This window comes from Endozoicomonas sp. ALD068, from assembly GCF_049310145.1.
GTDB lineage: Bacteria > Pseudomonadota > Gammaproteobacteria > Pseudomonadales > Endozoicomonadaceae > Endozoicomonas_A.
In genome coordinates, this window is record NZ_JBLYNU010000004.1 from 6,682,476 (window position 1) to 6,700,918 (window position 18,443).

Genomic DNA, 18,443 nt, shown 5'->3' on the forward strand with positions numbered 1-18,443 from the left:
AGACATTTATTTGTTATGGACACTGAGTCAGTCTTGATCTCGACTGCCTGTGGTAACCTTCTTGATGACTCATACGATCTTTGATACTCCCATTATTAATACTCTCTTTCGTTTAATCTCTACTCTGGGTCTGAAGCTGGCGGGCTGGAAGTTGTCGGGTAAAAAGCCGGATGCTCGAAAGTACGTCCTTATTGCTGCTCCCCATACCAGTAACTGGGACTTTATTCTGGTGATTGCCATTGCCTTTAAATTCGGTCTCAAGATTTCCTGGATGGGCAAGAGCAATCTTTTTAAAGGCCCCATGGGCCCCATAATGCGCTGGATGGGCGGCATACCTGTGGAGCGAAGCCGTAATACCGGACTGGTGCAGCAAGTTGTCAACCGGTTTAATGCTTCCGAGGATCTTATCGTTACCATTCCTCCCGAGGGAACGCGCAGCAAGGTGGGCCAATGGAAAAGTGGTTTTTACCATGTTGCGGTTGGAGCCGGTGTCCCCATTGCTCTGGGATTTCTGGATTTTAAAACCAGAGTGGGAGGTTTCGGCCCCATGTTCTTCCCTTCGGATCACTATGAGAGTGACCTGAAAAAAATTCAGCACTTCTACCAAGGGATGACGGGCAAAAGGCCTCACAGGTTCTGAAAGGAGCCCGCAGTGTTCTTCGCGCGTTTTGCGTAGCTGAGGTCAATGGCCGCAAATAAATAACGAGTAGTTGTAAATCCTGCTGTCGTATCGGCTAAATACAGGGAGGTTGCTTGAAATACAGCTATCTATGTTGAGCGAATAGCGATAGAATAACCGACCTTTTGTGGAAGGGCTGTTAATAAGACCTTCCAGGGAGACTGGCTGAGAATGCTCTGCAGGCGTTCCCGGGCTGCCTCCCAGATGTCCTGGTACTCCGTTTACCTCTGTGATCGGTTTGCATATTGAACTCTCATCGGATGCCGATCCTGTCAGTTCTTTCGAGATCTTCAACGAAGTCATGGACACCCAACTGCCATGAGTGAAAAGGCCACCGCCTGTTTGTGAACCCGGTGGCCGGAACATGGTTAATAATCACTGCGCGTTACGAAAAGGACCGTGCGGTGGATCAGTGTACATGGGAGCCTGTTTGCAGGCTCAGGTCGCAAGGTCCGAAAAGAACGATCAACGCTTTCATTGAATTATTCAAGCTAAGCAATCACTTGTCTGACTCTCTGAAATCTGTCCTGTTCCACAGAACATGGTGACCGACTTTCTACCCGCGACTGGCCCATGGGTGATTCTCACGGCTTAAGACCGGCGCTACCCCGTCGGCTGCCTGTCAGAGTATCTAAAGGGAGAACACTGATTGTATCAATGCCTAATTTATTGGAGTACTTGATGTCTGACGACACAACCCCTGCTGAGTCAATAATTACCTTCGCTGAACTGCCTCTTTCCCCGGCAGTAATCAAGGCGGTAAAGGATGTCGGTTATGAAACACCTTCTCCTATCCAGGCTCAGAGTATTCCCCGGATTCTTGAGGGCAGAGACCTGCTGGGTCTGGCTCAGACCGGTACTGGCAAAACTGCCGCGTTTGCCCTGCCTATGCTTTCCAGTCTGGATATGAAGGCCAGTGATCCTCAGGTTCTGGTGCTGACACCTACGCGCGAGCTGGCCATTCAGGTGGCTGAAGCTTTTCAGCGTTACGCGCGTCACATGAAGGGCTTTCACGTGCTGCCGGTTTACGGTGGGCAGGATATGCGTGGTCAGCTGAGAGGCCTCAAGCGTGGTGCTCATGTTATTGTGGGCACGCCGGGTCGTGTCATGGACCATATTCGCAGAGAGAGCCTCAAGCTGGATGCTTTGAAAGCAGTTGTTCTGGATGAAGCCGATGAAATGCTGCGCATGGGCTTTGTCGATGACATTGAATGGATCATGGAACAGACACCGGAAGAGCGTCAGGTGGCCCTGTTCTCTGCCACTATGCCCAGACAGATTCGCAAGATAGCGGATACGCACCTGAAAAATCCTGCCACTGTTGAGATTAAGGCGAAAACCGCCACTGTTGATACCATCACCCAGAAAGTCTGCATGGTCAGCGGTTTCCACAAGCTGGACGCACTGACACGAATCCTTGAAGTCGAACCTTTTGATGCCATGATAATCTTCGTGCGCACCAAAACTGCAACCGTAGAGCTGGCTGAAAAGCTCGAGGCCAGAGGCTTTGCTGCTGCTGCATTGAATGGTGACATGAGCCAGGGGTTGCGTGAAAAAGTAGTAGATCGACTGAAGAAAGGCTCTCTCGATATTCTGATCGCTACAGATGTAGCGGCCCGTGGTCTTGACGTTGAGCGAATGTCTCACGTTGTAAACTACGACATTCCTTATGATACAGAAGCTTATGTTCACCGTATTGGTCGTACTGGCCGTGCAGGTCGTCAGGGTGTAGCTATTCTTTTTGCTACGCACCGTGAGCGTCGTATGTTGCGAGCTATTGAACACGCCACTCGCCAGCGCATTGAGACTATGCGTCTGCCGTCTATGCGTGATGTTCGTGATATGCGCATTCGTGCCTTCAAGGAAGAAGTGGTGAAATCTCTGGAAATGGGCGAAGAGCTGGATGTATTCCGTGAAATCATTGCTGAGCTGGAAACCGAACATGCTCTGAGCCACGAAGATATGGCCGCTGTTCTCTGCTTTATGGCCCAGAAGGAACGTCCGTTCCCGGATGGTAAAGAGCCTGAGCGTCCACAGCGTGAGCGACGTGATCGTGGAGACAGAGGCGATCGTGGTGAGCGCGGTGCGCGTCCACGTCGTGATCGTAAAGAAGACAATGAAGGTATGGTTCGTTACCGTGTTGATGTAGGTCGCGATCAGGGCATTACCCCCGGAGACCTGGTCGGTGCGATTGCCAACGAAAGTAATATTTCAGGCAAGAATATCGGTCACATTCGCCTGTTTGACACCTGCTCTTCCGTCTACCTGCCAGAAGGTGTGGATGCTTCCATTCTGGATGCTCTGAAAAACGTCAAGGTCCGCAACAAGGCTCTGGATCTGAAAATCTGGGCTGATGACGGTCGTCGTGATCACAATCGTCCCCGACGTGGCCGTGGTCGTGATGGCGAAGGTTTCAGAAGAGATCGTGACAATCGTGGTGGGGACCGGCGTCAGGGTTCTCGCAGGCCTCGCCGTGAAGCATAAGTCAATCATCTTTCATTGATTATGAAAAAGCAGAAGTCTGGTACTTCTGCTTTTTTTTGGGTGGAGCACTGCAAAAAGACAATTAACAGACCGCTAAAGGGCAGGTAGACTGTCAGGAAACAAAAATTAAAGAGGTCTCGCTTATGCTGTACGTAGCATTTTCTGGTTCGAAAGGGCGAGGAGTCTTTACACGTAAAAAGATTGAGCGAGATACAGTCATCGAGCGTTGCCCTGTTCTTGAATTGCCTCCTGAAGATCTTGAACACATTGATCAAACGACGATATACAACTACTACTTTTCCTGGGGTGAGGCAATGGATTCAGCCGCTATTGCTTTGGGGCTGGGTTCAATTTACAACCACTCTTATACACCCAATGCACTCTACCGATATGATATGGAAGATCGGGTGATTGAATTCATTGCCATTAAAAAAATTCGACCCAATGAAGAGATAACAATTAATTACAACGGCTCACCGAACGATCAATCACCTCTTTGGCAAGGAATTCAATGGGAGCCCTGAAAACCCAGCAGCCTGTCGGACTTAAGCATCCGTAGCGAGGATTGCAAGAAACAGGGATTTTCAGACCAATTTGCTGCCGTCCTCGCTACGGGCGCTATTCTCGGTCAGGCTCCTAGGAGGCCGACCGAGAATAGCGCCCGTAGCGAGGACGGCAGAAAATTGAGGATGAAAATTCGGTTTTGTGAGGAGAATAGCGAGCTATTTGACGAACAAAAGCGGATTTTCAGACCAATTTGCTGCCGCCGCAGTAGGGCAGTCTATTCTCGGTCGGCCTCCTAGACACCTGAATTCAGGTGTCGTCAGTTAGCGTGATTGATTTATATCGCGAATCATTTGGCTGCTACACTTAGTGATGTTTTACCTTGAGGTGGTCAGCCAGACGAGTATCGGTCGATGTTCTACTGTTTGCTACTTCTTTGTCGTGTATAGGTGGCGCTTCTATCCGGGTTAATGATGTCACTTCATTCGTGGGTTTCATTAGGATGCTGTATCTTTGTATCGATCCGCATTCCGTATATAGCTCCGTATATAGCTCCGTATTTTGTGTCAGACCTTGGTAATAAAGGTTTCTGGCGGTTTTCAATGAGCAGCTTCAGGGTTTATGCTCAGGCTTTTCTGCCGGGGCAGAAATCAAGAACCGTCTCACGTGAGGTATAAGGTAAAATCATGAGAACCATGGGCCGTTATGTTCTGGTGCTGGCAGCAGGAGGTTTTCTTGTTGCCTGTAGTACACCGGACAAGAGTGTGGTGGTAACACCCACCGACGTTGAGGGTAAGACCTGGGTGCTGCGTTCCCTGAATGGCGTGCCACCGGTTAATGGCAAAAGAGTCACTCTTGAGTTTCAATCTGCTTCTGGCAAGGATGGTCAAATCAGTGGTCGTGGCCCTTGTAACGGTTACTTTGGCAGCTATACGATGCAACAGGATGAGTTGCAGTTTGGCAGAGTAGGTTCCACTATGATGGCCTGCCCGGAACCTTACATGAAACAGGAAATGGCTTATTTCAAAGGGCTTCAGCAGGTTGACACCATGATGTCCAACGGCCTGGTAATGACTCTGAAGGGGCGTCACAATGATGAGACGATGACGTTCTTTGCAGAGAGTGCCAAAGTGAGAGGGATCATCAAATCATCCACAGGCAGTTTCCCGGCTGGCGCAGATGTTCTGATTTTGATGAAAGATATTAGCAATAAGGATAAGCATTCGAACCTGATTGGTGAGAAAAAAATCAAGCTGAATCAGCGTGTTGATGGACCCTTAAAATTTGATGTTCCTTATGCGCCTTCACTGATTCAGCCAAACCGTACGTATTCTGTCTCTGTAGAAGTCAGACAAAATGGAAAACTGGTTTCCCACACTACTTCTAACAAAATAATTGATTTCTCCAGACCTCTGGAATTCAAAGGTCAGTGATCACGGGCTGAAAGTCAGGTTCAGAATTTCAGCCAGACAATAACCTGAACTCGCCCTCCTTTCTTTTGCAACCCTCTATCCCCTCCAGCAAATTCACTTTGCTGGAGGGGACTGCAAATATGATCTTATGAAGTCACTGCTCGCTCCTTAGGAGCCTGTCGCGAAACTCTGGTTCTCATGCTTTCAGGTCCTCTGGGTCCCAGCGTGGGAACGAGTTGCAAAGCAACATTAAAGCTATCCTGCTGCTGATCCTTTAGTCCGGGTCTGGCTGAAAACAGGCTTGCCAACCAGAAGAGTCTTTCTTTTCACATGACAGCGCAAAGCAGGAAACGCTCTCTTAATTGACCTTAAATGTGATAGGTTTAGCGCTTTCATTTCACTGTTAAAGCACATCAAGGAGGTTCCATTATGCAGTTTCGTCCCTGTATTGACCTGCACGAAGGCAAGGTAAAACAGATAGTGGGAAGCTCTCTGCGTGATGGTGATAATTCGGCTCTGGTGAATTTTGAAAGTGACCGCTCTGCGGCTGATTTTGCGGATCTTTATCGGCAGAAACAATTAACGGGTGGTCATGTCATAAAACTCGGGCCCGGCAATGAGGATGCCGCCGCTTCTGCCCTGTCAGCATGGCCCGGAGGTCTTCAGATTGGCGGCGGTATTACAGCAGACAATGCTGTTCGGTATCTGGATATGGGAGCCTCACATGTCATCGTGACCTCCTACGTTTTCAAAGATGGTCAGATAGATTTTGATAATCTGGATAAATTACTCGCTGCAATAGGCCGTGAGCGTCTGGTGCTGGATCTTTCCTGTAAGAAAAAAGATGATGAGTATTTTATTGTGACGGATCGCTGGCAGAGGTTTACCGATACCCGGATCAATGCTGAGACATTGAATAGGCTGGCTCATTATTGTGATGAGTTTCTTGTTCATGCGGCATCGGTTGAAGGTTTGATGGCAGGGCCTGACCTGGAACTGGTTTCGCTGCTGGCTCAATATTCACCTGTTCCTGTGACCTATGCGGGAGGCATTGCCACTCTGGAAGACATTGAAGCAGTCAGAAAAGCCGGTAACGATCAGGTACACATTACCATAGGCAGCGCCCTGGATATTTTTGGTGGTTCGCTGGCATTTATGGATGTAGTCGCGCGCTGTAAAACCGATTAAGCCGCAGGTTTGACATTCATGCCGGGTGGTTCTGAATTATCCGTTTTGGATATTTCTGCTCAACGTTTCAAGAGTACTCGATAATGCAGTGAGGCATGTTAAATTGTTTTTTTTGGGAAAATGAGTCGAAGAAGCTTATCAAAGGCTCTTAACAGAAAAAGAGAGAAAGATCACTCTATAAATTCTTGTTAATTCTTGTCTATCCTTGGTGTTTGGAAAGGAAACGATGAATTAACACATGAACAGTCAAACACTGGGAAGCACTCTGCTGGTAGCAGGTACATCAATTGGAGCAGGTATGCTGGCCTTGCCTCTGGTTTCTGCTGCTACGGGTATCTGGTCAGGAATTCTGCTGATGATGTTAATGGCCTCACTGGCATGCTATGGAGGTTTGCTGATCGCCGAGGCCTGCCGTGCCGTGCCAGAGGCTGATAATCTTCATGGTGTGGTGGGACGGCTGCTGGGGAAACCCGGTCAGGCTGTCGCTATTCTGGCCATGCTGTTTCTGTATTACTCACTCTGTTCAGCCTATATCACAGCCGGCGCAGGGCAAGCGGTCGCCATCACTCAAAAAATGGGGCTGGCTCTCAGTTTTTCTCAGTCAGCTACGTTAGTGGCAGTGATTATTGCTGTAATGGTGGTTGTCGGGACGGTCGTGGTGGACTACGCCAATCGAGCAATGTTCTTTCTGATGATGATGTTAATGATGTTCATCATGGTGCTTTTATTGCCAGAAGCTGAAGCCAAAAATCTCACCCTTGGGGTCGGTCAACCCGGTATGCTCTTTGCTGCTTTGCCAGTACTTTACACCTCATTCGGATATCATTGTGCAGTACCTACAGTCGTGCGGTATGTAAAAGGCAAGCCTGGAGATTTTCGTATGGCACTGGTGTTGGGCAGTATCGTGCCCCTTCTGGTCTATTCACTCTGGCAGTTTGCCACCAACGGCACTTTGTCATCCAGTCTGATCAACAACCTGCAGGGCAGTCCGGATGCTGTCGACCAGCTTATCAACAGCATTGGTGAAGCCAGCCATTATTCCGGCTTTAACCATCTTATCAGTGCTTTTACAGCCTGTGCGCTGGGCACTTCGTTTCTGGGGGTAGCCATTGGTCTCTTTGATTATCTGGCTGAAGTCAGTAAGAGACCTGATACCATCATCGGTCGTATTCAAACTGTCTGCCTGACTCTGGGGCTGCCGTTGCTGGTGGCGGTTTTTTTTCCGGGAGGCTTTGTGACGACTTTGGGTTATGCTGCAGTAGCTTTGGTGATTCTGGCGGTCTTTCTTCCCGTCATGCTGGTCTGGGAAGTGCGGAAGGAGCATCTTGAAGAGCCCTATCAGGTTGCCGGAGGCAATCCGTTGCTGGTCATCATGTGTTTGATCGGGCTGGCCGTGATTCTTGCCCAGGCAGGTATTGTTTCCGGCTGGCTGCCAGCCCTCGATTCCTGATCCGTTTATGAGAATCCGGAGTCTTGATGACTCAAATGTTTTTAGCTGGTTCTTTAGCATTGATCCGATTACTATCGTTTCGTCAAACGAGAAATGTAGGAACTCCTCATGTTACGAAAAACTCTTCTGGCAGCTTCTGCACTGCTTATCCCGGTTCTGTCTTTTGCCAATGGATACGTTGGTGAGTGGTACACCGTTAACGAAGAAACCAATAAAAAGGAATCTCTGGTGACTATCTGGCAAGAAGGTGATCAGCTGAAAGGTAAGATTGTGGAGATCCTTGATCCTGCTTCCAGAGATGCGGTCTGTGAAAAATGCAAAGGCGACAAAAAGAACCAAAAGATAGAAGGGATGACTTTTCTTTGGGGAATGAAAAAAGATGGTTCTAAATACGACAACGGAAATGTTCTCGATCCGAAGTCAGGTAGAGTATACAGCGGCAGCATGAAGTTGATTGACGGGGGTCAAAAACTTGAGCTGAGGGGGTATCTGGGCTTTTCATTGTTGGGTCGAACTTCGGTTTGGGTGAAGGCTGATTAGTCGCAATTGCCTTAAGGCTCAGAGGCTCCGGTTACCCGGCAGAAATGACTGCCGGGTAGAAGTTGTATCATTTGTACTGACTGAAGAGTTCGGCTTTGTCTTCTTTTTCCTGCTTCAGAGTCATTGCCAGAAACAGAATCGCCATGACGCAGGCAGCCAGAATCAGCATAAAGCCACCACTCCAGCCCATCGCATCAACAATAACTCCCATAGCCAGGTTGGCAAAGAGAGCGCCACCGAGATAACCAAACAGGCCGGTCAGGCCAGTGGCGGTTCCGGTTGCCTTCTTGGGGGCTGAATCAGCGGCCTGGAGACCTACCAGCACAACGGGGCCATAGATCAGGAAGCCCACAAATATCAGGCAGAGGTTATCAATCATCGGGTGTCCAGCCGGGTTCTGCCAGTAAATGACAATGGCAACACAGACCAGTGCCATCATCCACATACTGACAGGGGCACGACAGCCTCTGAAGAAACGGTCACTGGCCCAGCCACAGAGCAGGATGCCGGGAATGCCGGCAAACTCATAGAGGAAATAGGCCAGACCGCTCTGAGCCATTGAGAAACCTTTCACTTCTTTCAGGTAAGTTGGCGCCCAATCCAGTACTCCGTAACGAACCAGATAAACGAAGACATTAGCCAGCGAGAGATACCAGAGCAATTTATTGTTAAATACATATTTGAAAAAGATATCTTTGGCCGACATCTCCTGCTCATGGTGGTGCTCGTCATAGGATTTAAGCTTGTCACCAGTCCATGCTTCGATACTGGGCAGGCCACAGGACTGGGGAGTATCTCTTAATAAGGTCCAGGTGATACCGGCCAGGACGAGGGCTACGACTCCGTGGAACCAGAGCTGTGATTGCCAGTCACCAAACAGATAGACCGCAAAAATAGCCATGGGACCTACCAGACCGGCTCCCAGGTTGTGAGAAGTATTCCAGTAAGCCCATTTAACGCCCCTCTCTCTCACAGAGAACCAGTGTGTCATGACTCTGCTGCCAGCCGGATAGCCCATACCCTGAAACCAGCCATTGAGAAACAGCAGGGCAAACATGGAAGTGACTGTGGTGGTGGCAAAAGGAACGGTTCCCATAAATATCATGGTCAGGGCCGAGAGAATCAGGCCAATACTCATGAATTTCCGAGCGTCACTGCGATCAGAGAGGTTGCCCATAAGAAACTTGCTGAAGCCGTAGGCAAAAGAGACCGCTGAGAGAGCCAGACCCAGTTCGGACTTGGTAAAACCCTGCTCAATCAGGTCGGGCATGGCCAGAGAGAAATTTTTGCGAATCAGGTAATAAGCGGCATAGCCAACAATGATGCCTAACAAAACCTGTATACGAAGTTTTTTATAAGTTTCATCAACTTCTTTGGACGCAATCTGCTCTTGATGAGCAGGAGGACTGAGAAAGCTCAACATAGGAAGTACTCCCGAATTTATTCGTTATAGCCATTTGTCCCGAACAAGAGCTCGTTCGGGCGGCCAAGAGCTTCGGCAAACATTCCTTTGGCCGGCAATTGGGTTCACGGCTGAATGATCGAACAGCTTTGCTCTCATTTCAGTGAGCATCATTTTTACAGGTAACTGGCAAAACGATGGTTAGACTCACCGGTATCAAAAAACAAAAGCCGCTTTATTAAGTCCCACAAACTCTGTGCAAAGATGTTCCTGTGGGAGGGTAGCAACTGTTAATTCCAGTTCAGATTTGTGATTTAGCAAGTCGAAAGCCAAAAAAAACTTAATATCACAATGATGTTCTTTAAATAGAACTTTCGTTTTGTTTTATAGTGCTAACCTGCCCAGTGCGGTAAACTGCTGTTGTTTATCTTTTTTGTGCAGGTTTCATGAACTGGTTCGTTTATATCATTCTGGCAAGCAACAACAGTCTGTATACCGGCATTACCACCAATGTCGAGCGGCGCTGGAAAGAACACTCAGGCAAAAAGAAAGGCGGCGCCCGATTTTTTAATGGTAAAAAACCTGCTGCCCTGATGTATCTGGAAGCAGGTCATAACCGTTCAACCGCAGGCAGGCGGGAAGCCGCCATTAAAAAAATGACTCGCACTCAGAAGGAGGCTCTGCTGAAAGAAAAGCAAAACATTGCTTCCAACTATGCTGAAGTCCTTCCGGTCGAAACAAGGCTTTGATCCGCAGAAATTTCTCACCCTGTCAGAATGCGCCTAAACCAATAAAATACATCGACATCAAAAGCGTCAATGCCGGTAAGTCATAAAGTGAGCTTGCCTTACTGATGTATTCATACTTAAAGCTACCCACATTGATAGACAGTTTTGATTTCCATAACCGCGCAGGACTGTACTCCGGTGATGCCTCAAATCGATAAACGTCGCCATTTTGGTATTCGGGTTTCAGTATCGTCAGGCGCTCACCGACTTTCTGACATAACCAGCTATCGACAATGTTTCCTTTGTCGTTCAGAAGACTGATTTTTGTGTTGGGTTCTTTACACAGTGCAACCACCGGGTAATTCTCCTCTTCAAAGAGAGTTTCAGTCTGGGTCTGGTTAAAGCCCATTTCCCACATTAACTGAACGGAGTCTGCCTGTGTAACATCATAGTCAGTGGGTACCGTTTCAGTGGCCTTTGTTGTTACCGCATCGGTATAGATGTCAGTAATAACAGCAGCCGCTTTTTCAGTCGTATTAGTCATGACCGTCTCGGTATTGTTTCCAGTATCAGTATGATCAGTAATGGCAGGAATAGTTGTCGTTAAAGGATTTGTTAAACGAGCTTTTACACGGTTTGTTATAGGAGCAGGAGTAAAAGGGTAAGTTCCTGGAAGCCAGTTTAACTGAGGGTTTGTTTTTTTGCAGAGCGGGCTGGTGTCACCCTTTGCTTTACAGACATAAATCTTGATGCGCATGTTGTGTGTCAGACAATGCCCACCTTTTCTGTTATAGAGTGTACTCGCACGGCCATCTGAAGTGGAGAATAGATAGTAATATTTCCCACCTTCAAAGGTTTTGTCGTTCATTCCGGCAGCATTTTCAAGAAACAGTAAACTAAGGTGAATCAGGCGAGTAGGGTCGTCGCAAATAAATAAATCTTGCCGGGTAATGGGAAAATCTTCCGGTATCTCACAGTTTTCATAGTAGGTCTCGTTGTTCGTGAGCCATATATTTTCTTTCATGTCTGAGGTTTGCCTATCGTGGCTGCGTACCCTTGCTACAGTAGGAAGGTTGGGGCAAAGAAACTGTATCTGCGAGTTTAGCCTTACCCCTATGGTTTTGTTCTCAGCTTTGGAATATAAATCATATTCCCACAATACACTTGTGTAAACATCACGAGCATCAGATGTCTGCAAGAGATGGAATAACAACAGGAGCGAAAATAAGAAAACTTGCATTATATTTCTCTAATGTAAAGTTAGAATAAAAGTAGTAGCCCTATATGCACACCTTTATCTGGTCAGAATGCGTTTGTCACAATAAAGTACATTGAGATCAAAAGCGCCAATGTTGGTGAGTGGTAGAGAGGGTTTTCTTCATTGGTCATGTGATGTCTGAAGCTAGCCACATTAACAGACAGTTTTGATTTCCATACCCGGGTATGGCTATATTCGGGTGATGCCTCAAATAGATAAATGTCGCCATTGTAGTATTCGGGTTTAAGTATCGTCAGACGCTCGCCGACCTTCTGACATAACCAGCTATCGACAATCGCTCCTTTATTGTTCACCAGGCTGATGCTGATGTTGGGCTCTTTACAAAGTGCAACCACTGGGTAACTCTTTTCTTCAAAGAGCTGTGCAGTTCGGGTTTGGTTATAGCCCATTTGCCAAATTAACTGAAAGCGCCGCGACAGTGAATGACCATCATAGTCGGCAGTGGCCTTTGCTATCACCGTTTCTGTATCAGTCATAATGACAGGAGCCACACCAGTGGTTTTTGGCACCATTGTTTCAGTTTCATCATCAATATCGGAATCTGTGTCGTTAATAATGATGTGCAAAGTCGTCGTTACAGGGTTTGTTACAGGATTTGTTAAAGGGGTGGTTAAAGGGCTTTTCAAAGGAGCATAAATAAAAGCATCCGTTGGACTGTAAAAGTTTGGCTGAGGATCTGTAATGCCTCTGCATTCGGGATTTGTTTCATTGATAAGCTTTTTTTTACAGACATAAATCTTGAGGCGCATGTTATGGGTTAGACAATGTCCGCCTTTTCTGTTGTTAACTGATGACTCAGTCCCGTTTGATGTGGACAATAAATAGTAATGTTTCCCGCCTTTAAAGGTTCTGTCGTTCGGCCCTGCCGCATGTTCAAGAAACAGTAGACTTAGGAAATCCAGCTCAACGGGATCGTCGCAAATAAAGTGATTCTTTTTAGTTGAGGGAAGATCTTCAGGTATCTCACAGTTCTCATAGTGGGTTTCATTGTCCGTTAACCATATATTTTCATACATGGTTGAAGTTTGTCTATCGTGGCCCCGTAGCTTTATTACGGTGGGGAAATTGGGACAAATAAAATATATCTGTGAGTTTAACTTTACTGTTATGCTCTTGTTCTCAGCATCAGAAAATAATTCGTCCCACCACCAGAGGCTCTGGTAGATATCACGAGCATTGCAGGTCTGAAACAGATGGAATAACAACAGGAATAACAACAGAAAACCAAATAAGATAACTCGCATACTTTTTTCCCAACAACTAGTCAGGATAAAAGTAGCAGATGTATCCGTATGCTTCAGAAAAATCTATGGAAAGGTTCTTAAACCTTTCAGAATCGGTTTGCAGCGATAAGATACATTGAAATAAGAAGCGCTAATGCCGATGAGTCATAGAGAGCGTTTGCGTTATTGTTATTGATTGTTTGATGCCTTATAGTACGCACATTAACAGACAGCTTTGATTTCCATAGCTGTTTAAGGCTGTAATCGGGCGATGCTTCAAATAAATAAAACGCATCATTGCGGTTTTCGTATTTAAGTATCGTCAGACGCTGATCTGTTTTGTTACATAACCAGCTATCGAGAATTTTGTTTTTATCATTTAGCAGGCTGATCTTGATGTTGGGTTCATGACACAATGCAACCACGGGGTAATGCTCTTCTTTAGAGATAGTTGTTGTTTGGGTCTGGTTGTGGCCGATCTCCCATATTAACTCAATGGGGTCATCCAGTGAATCATTATCCCCGATGGGAGCTGCTTCGTTAGACTCTGTCGTAACTGCTTCAGTAGCCTTTGTAATATCCGCTTCAGTAGTCACTTTCATAGCAGTTTTGGTATTAGCATCGTCATAGGGATCAGTAGTAATAGCAGGAACAGCGGGAATTACAGGATTTATAAAACTGTATATGGAATGAGAATTCGTAGCAGGATCACTTGGAGGAATAATGTTTAACTTAGGGTCTATGTTTTTGCACAGCGGATGAGGGTCGTTATTCCTTTTACAGACATAAAACTTGACGCGCATGTTGTGTGTCCGACAATGACCGCCTTTTCGGTTGTTAAGTGAACTCAGGTCGCCATCTGATGTGGACAATGCATAGTAATATTTCCCCCCTTCAAAAGTCATATCGTCTCTACCGGCAGAGAATTCAAGAAACTGTAGATTTACAAAAAACAGTTTATTGGCATCATTGCAAACAAAATGGTAAACCCTGCTTGAGGGATTTTCCGGTATCTCACAGTTTTCGTAGAAGGTTTCGTTTCTTACTAACCATAGATTTTCATTCATATCTGAGATTTGTTTATCAAATCTGCGTTGCCTTGTCACAGTGGGAAGGTTGGGGCAAATAAAGTATATTTTTCCGTTTAACCGTACGCCTACGGTTTTGTTCTCTGCGTGTGAATATAAATCTTTCACCCATAGAGCGCTTGTGTAGGTATCACCGGCATCACATGTCTGAAATAGACATAACAACAAGATGAACCCGAATAAGACCAGTTGCATAATTGTTCTCTAGTACAAATTCAGATTAAGAAATAGCAGACAACTCTGCAGATTTTCAGTAAATAAGACAATAAAAAGACATTCATAGAGTTTACTCATCATTTGTTGAAACAAAGAAGTTGTGCCTGGTTCTTGCTAATCCGCTTAAATCATCTGGTTCTTAACCCTGTCAGAGTGCGCTTGTAATAATAAGATACACAGAGATCAAAAGCGCCAATACCTGTGGGTTATAAAAGGTGTCTGCGTTATTGTTATGATAATCTCTGGAGCTAACCACATTGACAGACAGCTTCGATTTCGGTGCCAGTATACGGCGATATTCCGGTGAAGCCTCAAATAGATAAACGTCGCCATACCGGTATTTGGGTTTAAGTATCGTCAGGCGCTCACCGACTTTCTGGCATAGCCAGCTATTGACAATGGTTCCTTTGTCGTTCAGCAGATTGATCCTGGTGCTGGGCTCTTTACACTTTGCAATCACCGGATAATGCTCTTCTTCAAAGATATTTGCAGTTCGGGTCTGGTTGTAGCCCATCATCCAAACTAAACGAATGGGCTGTGCCTGTGAATGTTCATATCTGGTTGTAGTTGTTTCGGAATCGGTTTGAGTATTGTTGACAGTCATAGTGACAGGAGCCGTTCCCGAAGCGGTTGCCGTAACTATTGCAGTACTCTTGTCAGTGGTAGTGACGGGAGCCGTTCCCGAAGCGGTTGTCATAACTGTAGCGGTACTCTTGTCAGTGGCAGAGACGGGAGCCGTTCCGGAAGCGGTTGTCATAACGATTGCTGTCTCGTTGTCGGCCATAGTCACCGGAGCCGTTTCGGAAGCGGTTGTCATAACGATTGCTGTCTCGTTGTCGGCCATAGTGACGTGAGTCGTTCCGGGAGCGGTTGTCATAACGATTGCTGTTTCGTTGTCGGCCATAGTGACGGGAGCTGTTCCGGGAGCGGTTGTCATAACGATTGCTGTTTCGTTGTCGGCCATAGTGACGGGAGCCGTTCCTGAAGCGGTTGTCATAACAATTGCTGTTTCGTTGTCGGCCATAGTCACCGGAGTCGTTCCGGGAGCGGTTGTCATAACGATTGCTGTCTCGTTGTCGGCCATAGTGACGGGAGCCGTTCCGGGAGCGGTTGTCATAACGATTGCTGTCTCGTTGTCGGCGATAGTAACAGGAGCCATTCCAGTGGCGGTTGTCACAACTATTGCAGTGTCGTTGTCAGCCATAGTGACAGGGACCGTTCCATTAGCGGTTGTGTTAATTATTGCGGTACCGTTGTCAGTGGCAGTTGCAGGGACAGCTGTCGTTACAGGATTTGTTAAAGGTGTCTTTATGGGAGCAGAAAGAAAAGCACCCGTTGCACTATACCAGTTTAACTGAGGGTCCGGATAACTGCAGCTGGGGTCCGTTTCATTATAATTTTTACAGATATAAACCTTGAGGCGCATGTTGTGTGTTCGACAATGTCCGTCTTTTTTACTCTCAAGTGAGTCCTTAAAACCGGTTGACGTGGACATAAAGTAGTAATGTTGCCCGCCTTTAAACGTTCTGTCGTCCCTTCCGGCAGCATGCTCAAGAAACAGTATACTCAGAAAGCCCAGGCGAAGGGGATCGCGACATAGATGGACAGATGTTTCATCTGAGGTGATTTTCGGTATCTCACAATTCTCATAGTAGGTCTTGTTATCCGTCAACCATATATTTTCATACATGCTGGAGGTTTGTCTGATGGAAGTACGCATCTTTACCACGGTGGCAATATTGGGACAGACAAAATACATATGTGAGTTTAACTTTACCGATACGCTCTTATTTTCGTCGCGGGAATATAACTCGTCAATCCACCAGGTGCTCTGGTAGACTTGGCGACTAGCATGGCAGGTCAGGGGCAAATGGGATAACAACAAGAATACGATTAAGACAAATTGCATAATTGATCTCTGACAAGATGTCAGTGTTAAAGTAGCAGACAGGCCAGTGCATCTTTCGAAAGCCCGGAGATTTTTAACTTTGCCTGCAAATATCCGGGCTTAACGGGCAGAAAATAGAAACCACAGTGTAACGTTACGTCCACTTTTCATGAGACGGCAATACCTCTGAAGCCTGCTGCTGCCTTAACTTTACCCGATAAAAACAGCAGTTTTCTGATGCTGAAAACTTCCCGCCAATTAACAAAATCTTACAAAAATAATTCAAGACTGACGGTGAAGCGAGTATAATGCGCACCCGATTAAGGTTTGAACAATCTGTATGTATATGTAACCGGTGGCAGCCCGGACGACATTCACAACAATAAGACGAGGAGCTCTCCATGGAAGTAGCTTTTTGGGATGGCAAACGCGCACCCGGTATTTCTGATCATATTGACCTCGGAGCTTTCTCTAATCTTGGGGAAGTGATTGCAGATGCTGTCGATAGACATGGAGACAAGCCCGCCTTCACAGGACTGGGATTAACGCTCAGCTTTAATGAGGTGGATCGCCTGAGCGATCAGTTTGCAGCCTACCTTCAGCAGCACACCGGATTGCAGCCCGGCGATCGCATTGCTCTGCAAATGCCTAACATTTTGCAGTATCCAGTGGTGGCCTTTGGTGCCATCAAAGCGGGTTTGGTCATTGTTAATACGAATCCTCTCTATACTGCCAGAGAGATTAAACATCAGTTCAATGACGCAGGTGTGAAAGCACTGGTCTGCGTCAATATCGTTGGACATCTGGTCGAAGAAGTCTTATCGGAGACTGGTGTTGAGCACCTGATTGTGACTGATCTGGCGGATCTGTTGCCCTGGCCGAAACGCTCCTTAATCAACTTTGCCGTTAAGCACGTCAAGAAAATGGTGCCGTCTTACAGCCTTCCAACGGCCATAACTTTCAGGAAGGCCCTGGCACTGGGTAGCAAGGGAACCTATAAGCCACCCAAGCCAGCACAAAGAGAAGATCTGGCTGCTCTGCAGTACACTGGGGGGACTACCGGTGTCGCCAAGGGTGCGATGTTGACTCATGCCAATCTGGTCGGCAATGTTCTCCAGACAGTTGAGTTGAGAAGACAGGTGAATGCTGATGGTAGTCCGGTTTGCAATCCTGAAGGTGATACTGTGGTAGCGCCATTGCCTCTTTATCACATCTATGCCTTCTCGGTTCACTTGTTGTCATACTTCTCTCTGGGAGGGCACAGTATCCTGATTGCTAACCCCAGGGATATTGATACCTTTATCAAAACCATCAAGCCATGGCGTATCAATGCATTCATTGGCCTCAACACTCTGTTTGTCGGCCTGATGAATCATCCCGAGTTCAAGAACATTGACTTCTCTGACCTGAGGGTGACCAATTCGGGGGGGACAGCGCTTCAGCAGGCGACAGCAGATCGCTGGCTCGAACTGACTGGCTGCCGAATTGGTGAAGGCTATGGTTTGTCCGAAACCTCTCCTATTTTGACCGCCAACCCTGCGGGTGACTTTGTTCAGGATGGCACAGTGGGTATTGCCCTACCGGGTACTGCTCTGAAAGTCATTGATGATGAAGGCAACGAGTTACCATTCGGTGAACGCGGCGAACTCTGTGCAAAAGGTCCCCAGGTCATGGCAGGTTATTGGCAACGCCCTGAAGCGACTGCCGAAGTGCTGGACAACGAAGGCTGGTTCCGTACGGGTGATGTAGCCATTATTGGTGAAGACGGTTATATACGTATCGTAGACCGTCTGAAAGATATGGTGCTGGTATCCGGTTTTAATGTCTATCCTAACGAGATTGAGGATGTCGTGGCCAGGCATGAAAAAGTGCAAAACTGTGCGGTGATCGGAGTACCTGATGAAAAAACAGGAGAGGCAGTAAAACTGTTTGTTATTCCACAGGATGACAGTATTACCGAGCAGGAGTTGAAGGATTACTGTCGTAAAAATATGACGGCTTACAAAGTGCCCAGACAGGTGGAGTTCAGGGTAGAGCTTCCGATGACCCCCGTCGGTAAGGTTTTAAGAAAAGATCTCCGTGCGCAGGAACTGAAGAAGCTGGAAACAGCCTGATTATAATTGCAGCGATCTGTTTTATGGAGCATGGCATAGACTCGTAATGAGTCTATGCCACTATCTGGTAATAAAAACGATGACAGCCAGTCGTATGATTTAATTAGACTGTTCGTAGGATTGGCTATTGAAAAAGAAATGATTATTTTTTTCTTAATTCGTTAGTCGTTATTTAGTTTTGCATCATAATTTATGTACGACACTGTTTACAGTTAGTCAGTGCAATGGTACTTTTGATGCTTTCCAAA

The 18,443-nt window shown here is 46.8% G+C and carries 15 protein-coding genes; 9 read left to right on the plus strand and 6 right to left on the minus strand.

All coding sequences use genetic code 11. From position 1 onward, the window contains the following. The first annotated feature begins 64 nt into the window (after positions 1-64). From ACO6V5_RS24105 to ACO6V5_RS24115, 3 genes are all read left to right on the plus strand, one after another. Positions 65-640 carry a lysophospholipid acyltransferase family protein gene (locus ACO6V5_RS24105; protein WP_422135205.1) on the plus strand — a complete coding sequence of 192 codons (576 nt, stop codon included), beginning with the start codon at positions 65-67 and terminating at the stop codon, positions 638-640. Positions 641-1,360: 720 nt separating this feature from the next. Then, positions 1,361-3,163: a DEAD/DEAH box helicase gene (locus ACO6V5_RS24110; RefSeq protein WP_422135204.1), complete on the plus strand. Its 1,803-nt coding sequence runs from the start codon at positions 1,361-1,363 to the stop codon at positions 3,161-3,163. A gap of 143 nt (positions 3,164-3,306) precedes the next feature. Then, positions 3,307-3,687, plus strand: a complete 381-nt coding sequence (locus ACO6V5_RS24115) for an SET domain-containing protein (RefSeq protein WP_422135203.1) — start codon at positions 3,307-3,309, stop codon at positions 3,685-3,687. A gap of 346 nt (positions 3,688-4,033) precedes the next feature. Here ACO6V5_RS24115 and ACO6V5_RS24120 read toward each other — a convergent pair whose 3' ends face one another. Further along, positions 4,034-4,165, minus strand: a complete 132-nt coding sequence (locus ACO6V5_RS24120) for a hypothetical protein (RefSeq protein WP_422135202.1) — start codon at positions 4,163-4,165, stop codon at positions 4,034-4,036. A gap of 188 nt (positions 4,166-4,353) precedes the next feature. Between ACO6V5_RS24120 and ACO6V5_RS24125 the strand changes: the two genes are divergently transcribed. The 4 genes from ACO6V5_RS24125 to ACO6V5_RS24140 all read left to right on the plus strand — a co-directional run bounded on the left by ACO6V5_RS24125 (position 4,354) and on the right by ACO6V5_RS24140 (position 8,257). Then, on the plus strand, positions 4,354-5,100 hold the full coding sequence (locus ACO6V5_RS24125; RefSeq protein ID WP_422135201.1) for an META domain-containing protein: 747 nt from the start codon (positions 4,354-4,356) through the stop codon (positions 5,098-5,100). Between the two features lie 408 nt (positions 5,101-5,508). Continuing rightward, entirely contained in the window at positions 5,509-6,267 is a 759-nt protein-coding gene (hisA, locus tag ACO6V5_RS24130) for a phosphoribosylformimino-5-aminoimidazole carboxamide ribotide isomerase (protein WP_422138830.1), read from the plus strand. A gap of 238 nt (positions 6,268-6,505) precedes the next feature. Continuing rightward, entirely contained in the window at positions 6,506-7,717 is a 1,212-nt protein-coding gene (locus ACO6V5_RS24135; protein ID WP_422135199.1) for an aromatic amino acid transport family protein, read from the plus strand. Positions 7,718-7,825: 108 nt separating this feature from the next. Next, a complete protein-coding gene (locus tag ACO6V5_RS24140) occupies positions 7,826-8,257 on the plus strand; it encodes a DUF2147 domain-containing protein (protein ID WP_422135198.1) in 432 nt (143 codons plus the stop codon). Positions 8,258-8,324: 67 nt separating this feature from the next. Here ACO6V5_RS24140 and pgtP read toward each other — a convergent pair whose 3' ends face one another. Next, a complete protein-coding gene (gene pgtP / locus ACO6V5_RS24145) occupies positions 8,325-9,680 on the minus strand; it encodes a phosphoglycerate transporter protein PgtP (protein WP_422135197.1) in 1,356 nt (451 codons plus the stop codon). Positions 9,681-10,105: 425 nt separating this feature from the next. Between pgtP and ACO6V5_RS24150 the strand changes: the two genes are divergently transcribed. Beyond that, on the plus strand, positions 10,106-10,408 hold the full coding sequence (locus tag ACO6V5_RS24150; RefSeq protein WP_422135196.1) for a GIY-YIG nuclease family protein: 303 nt from the start codon (positions 10,106-10,108) through the stop codon (positions 10,406-10,408). Between the two features lie 22 nt (positions 10,409-10,430). Here the strand turns inward: ACO6V5_RS24150 and ACO6V5_RS24155 are convergent, their stop codons facing one another. From ACO6V5_RS24155 to ACO6V5_RS24170, 4 genes are all read right to left on the minus strand, one after another. After that, entirely contained in the window at positions 10,431-11,411 is a 981-nt protein-coding gene (locus ACO6V5_RS24155; protein WP_422135195.1) for a hypothetical protein, read from the minus strand. A 278-nt stretch (positions 11,412-11,689) separates the two neighbouring features. After that, positions 11,690-12,682 carry a hypothetical protein gene (locus ACO6V5_RS24160; protein WP_422135194.1) on the minus strand — a complete coding sequence of 331 codons (993 nt, stop codon included), beginning with the start codon at positions 12,680-12,682 and terminating at the stop codon, positions 11,690-11,692. Between the two features lie 314 nt (positions 12,683-12,996). Then, positions 12,997-14,172 carry a hypothetical protein gene (locus ACO6V5_RS24165; protein WP_422412018.1) on the minus strand — a complete coding sequence of 392 codons (1,176 nt, stop codon included), beginning with the start codon at positions 14,170-14,172 and terminating at the stop codon, positions 12,997-12,999. Between the two features lie 169 nt (positions 14,173-14,341). Further along, positions 14,342-16,102 (minus strand): hypothetical protein, encoded by a 1,761-nt coding sequence (locus ACO6V5_RS24170; RefSeq protein WP_422412020.1) that lies wholly within the window; start codon positions 16,100-16,102, stop codon positions 14,342-14,344. Between the two features lie 380 nt (positions 16,103-16,482). Between ACO6V5_RS24170 and ACO6V5_RS24175 the strand changes: the two genes are divergently transcribed. After that, positions 16,483-18,195: an AMP-binding protein gene (locus ACO6V5_RS24175; RefSeq protein ID WP_422412022.1), complete on the plus strand. Its 1,713-nt coding sequence runs from the start codon at positions 16,483-16,485 to the stop codon at positions 18,193-18,195. The last annotated feature ends 248 nt before the right edge of the window (positions 18,196-18,443 follow it).

What these genes read in the sequence shown, in the direction of transcription:
- hisA (WP_422138830.1), top strand. Translation starts at nt 5,509, where the DNA reads ATGCAGTTTCGTCCCTGTATTGACCTGCACGAAGGCAAGGTAAAACAG.
- ACO6V5_RS24150 (WP_422135196.1), top strand. Translation starts at nt 10,106, where the DNA reads ATGAACTGGTTCGTTTATATCATTCTGGCAAGCAACAACAGTCTGTAT.
- ACO6V5_RS24175 (WP_422412022.1), top strand. Translation starts at nt 16,483, where the DNA reads ATGGAAGTAGCTTTTTGGGATGGCAAACGCGCACCCGGTATTTCTGAT.
- ACO6V5_RS24125 (WP_422135201.1), top strand. Translation starts at nt 4,354, where the DNA reads ATGAGAACCATGGGCCGTTATGTTCTGGTGCTGGCAGCAGGAGGTTTT.
- ACO6V5_RS24110 (WP_422135204.1), top strand. Translation starts at nt 1,361, where the DNA reads ATGTCTGACGACACAACCCCTGCTGAGTCAATAATTACCTTCGCTGAA.
- ACO6V5_RS24140 (WP_422135198.1), top strand. Translation starts at nt 7,826, where the DNA reads ATGTTACGAAAAACTCTTCTGGCAGCTTCTGCACTGCTTATCCCGGTT.
- ACO6V5_RS24135 (WP_422135199.1), top strand. Translation starts at nt 6,506, where the DNA reads ATGAACAGTCAAACACTGGGAAGCACTCTGCTGGTAGCAGGTACATCA.
- ACO6V5_RS24165 (WP_422412018.1), bottom strand. Translation starts at nt 14,172, where the DNA reads ATGCAACTGGTCTTATTCGGGTTCATCTTGTTGTTATGTCTATTTCAG.
- pgtP (WP_422135197.1), bottom strand. Translation starts at nt 9,680, where the DNA reads ATGTTGAGCTTTCTCAGTCCTCCTGCTCATCAAGAGCAGATTGCGTCC.
- ACO6V5_RS24155 (WP_422135195.1), bottom strand. Translation starts at nt 11,411, where the DNA reads ATGAAAGAAAATATATGGCTCACGAACAACGAGACCTACTATGAAAAC.
- ACO6V5_RS24120 (WP_422135202.1), bottom strand. Translation starts at nt 4,165, where the DNA reads ATGAAACCCACGAATGAAGTGACATCATTAACCCGGATAGAAGCGCCA.
- ACO6V5_RS24170 (WP_422412020.1), bottom strand. Translation starts at nt 16,102, where the DNA reads ATGCAATTTGTCTTAATCGTATTCTTGTTGTTATCCCATTTGCCCCTG.
- ACO6V5_RS24160 (WP_422135194.1), bottom strand. Translation starts at nt 12,682, where the DNA reads ATGTATGAAAATATATGGTTAACGGACAATGAAACCCACTATGAGAAC.
- ACO6V5_RS24115 (WP_422135203.1), top strand. Translation starts at nt 3,307, where the DNA reads ATGCTGTACGTAGCATTTTCTGGTTCGAAAGGGCGAGGAGTCTTTACA.
- ACO6V5_RS24105 (WP_422135205.1), top strand. Translation starts at nt 65, where the DNA reads ATGACTCATACGATCTTTGATACTCCCATTATTAATACTCTCTTTCGT.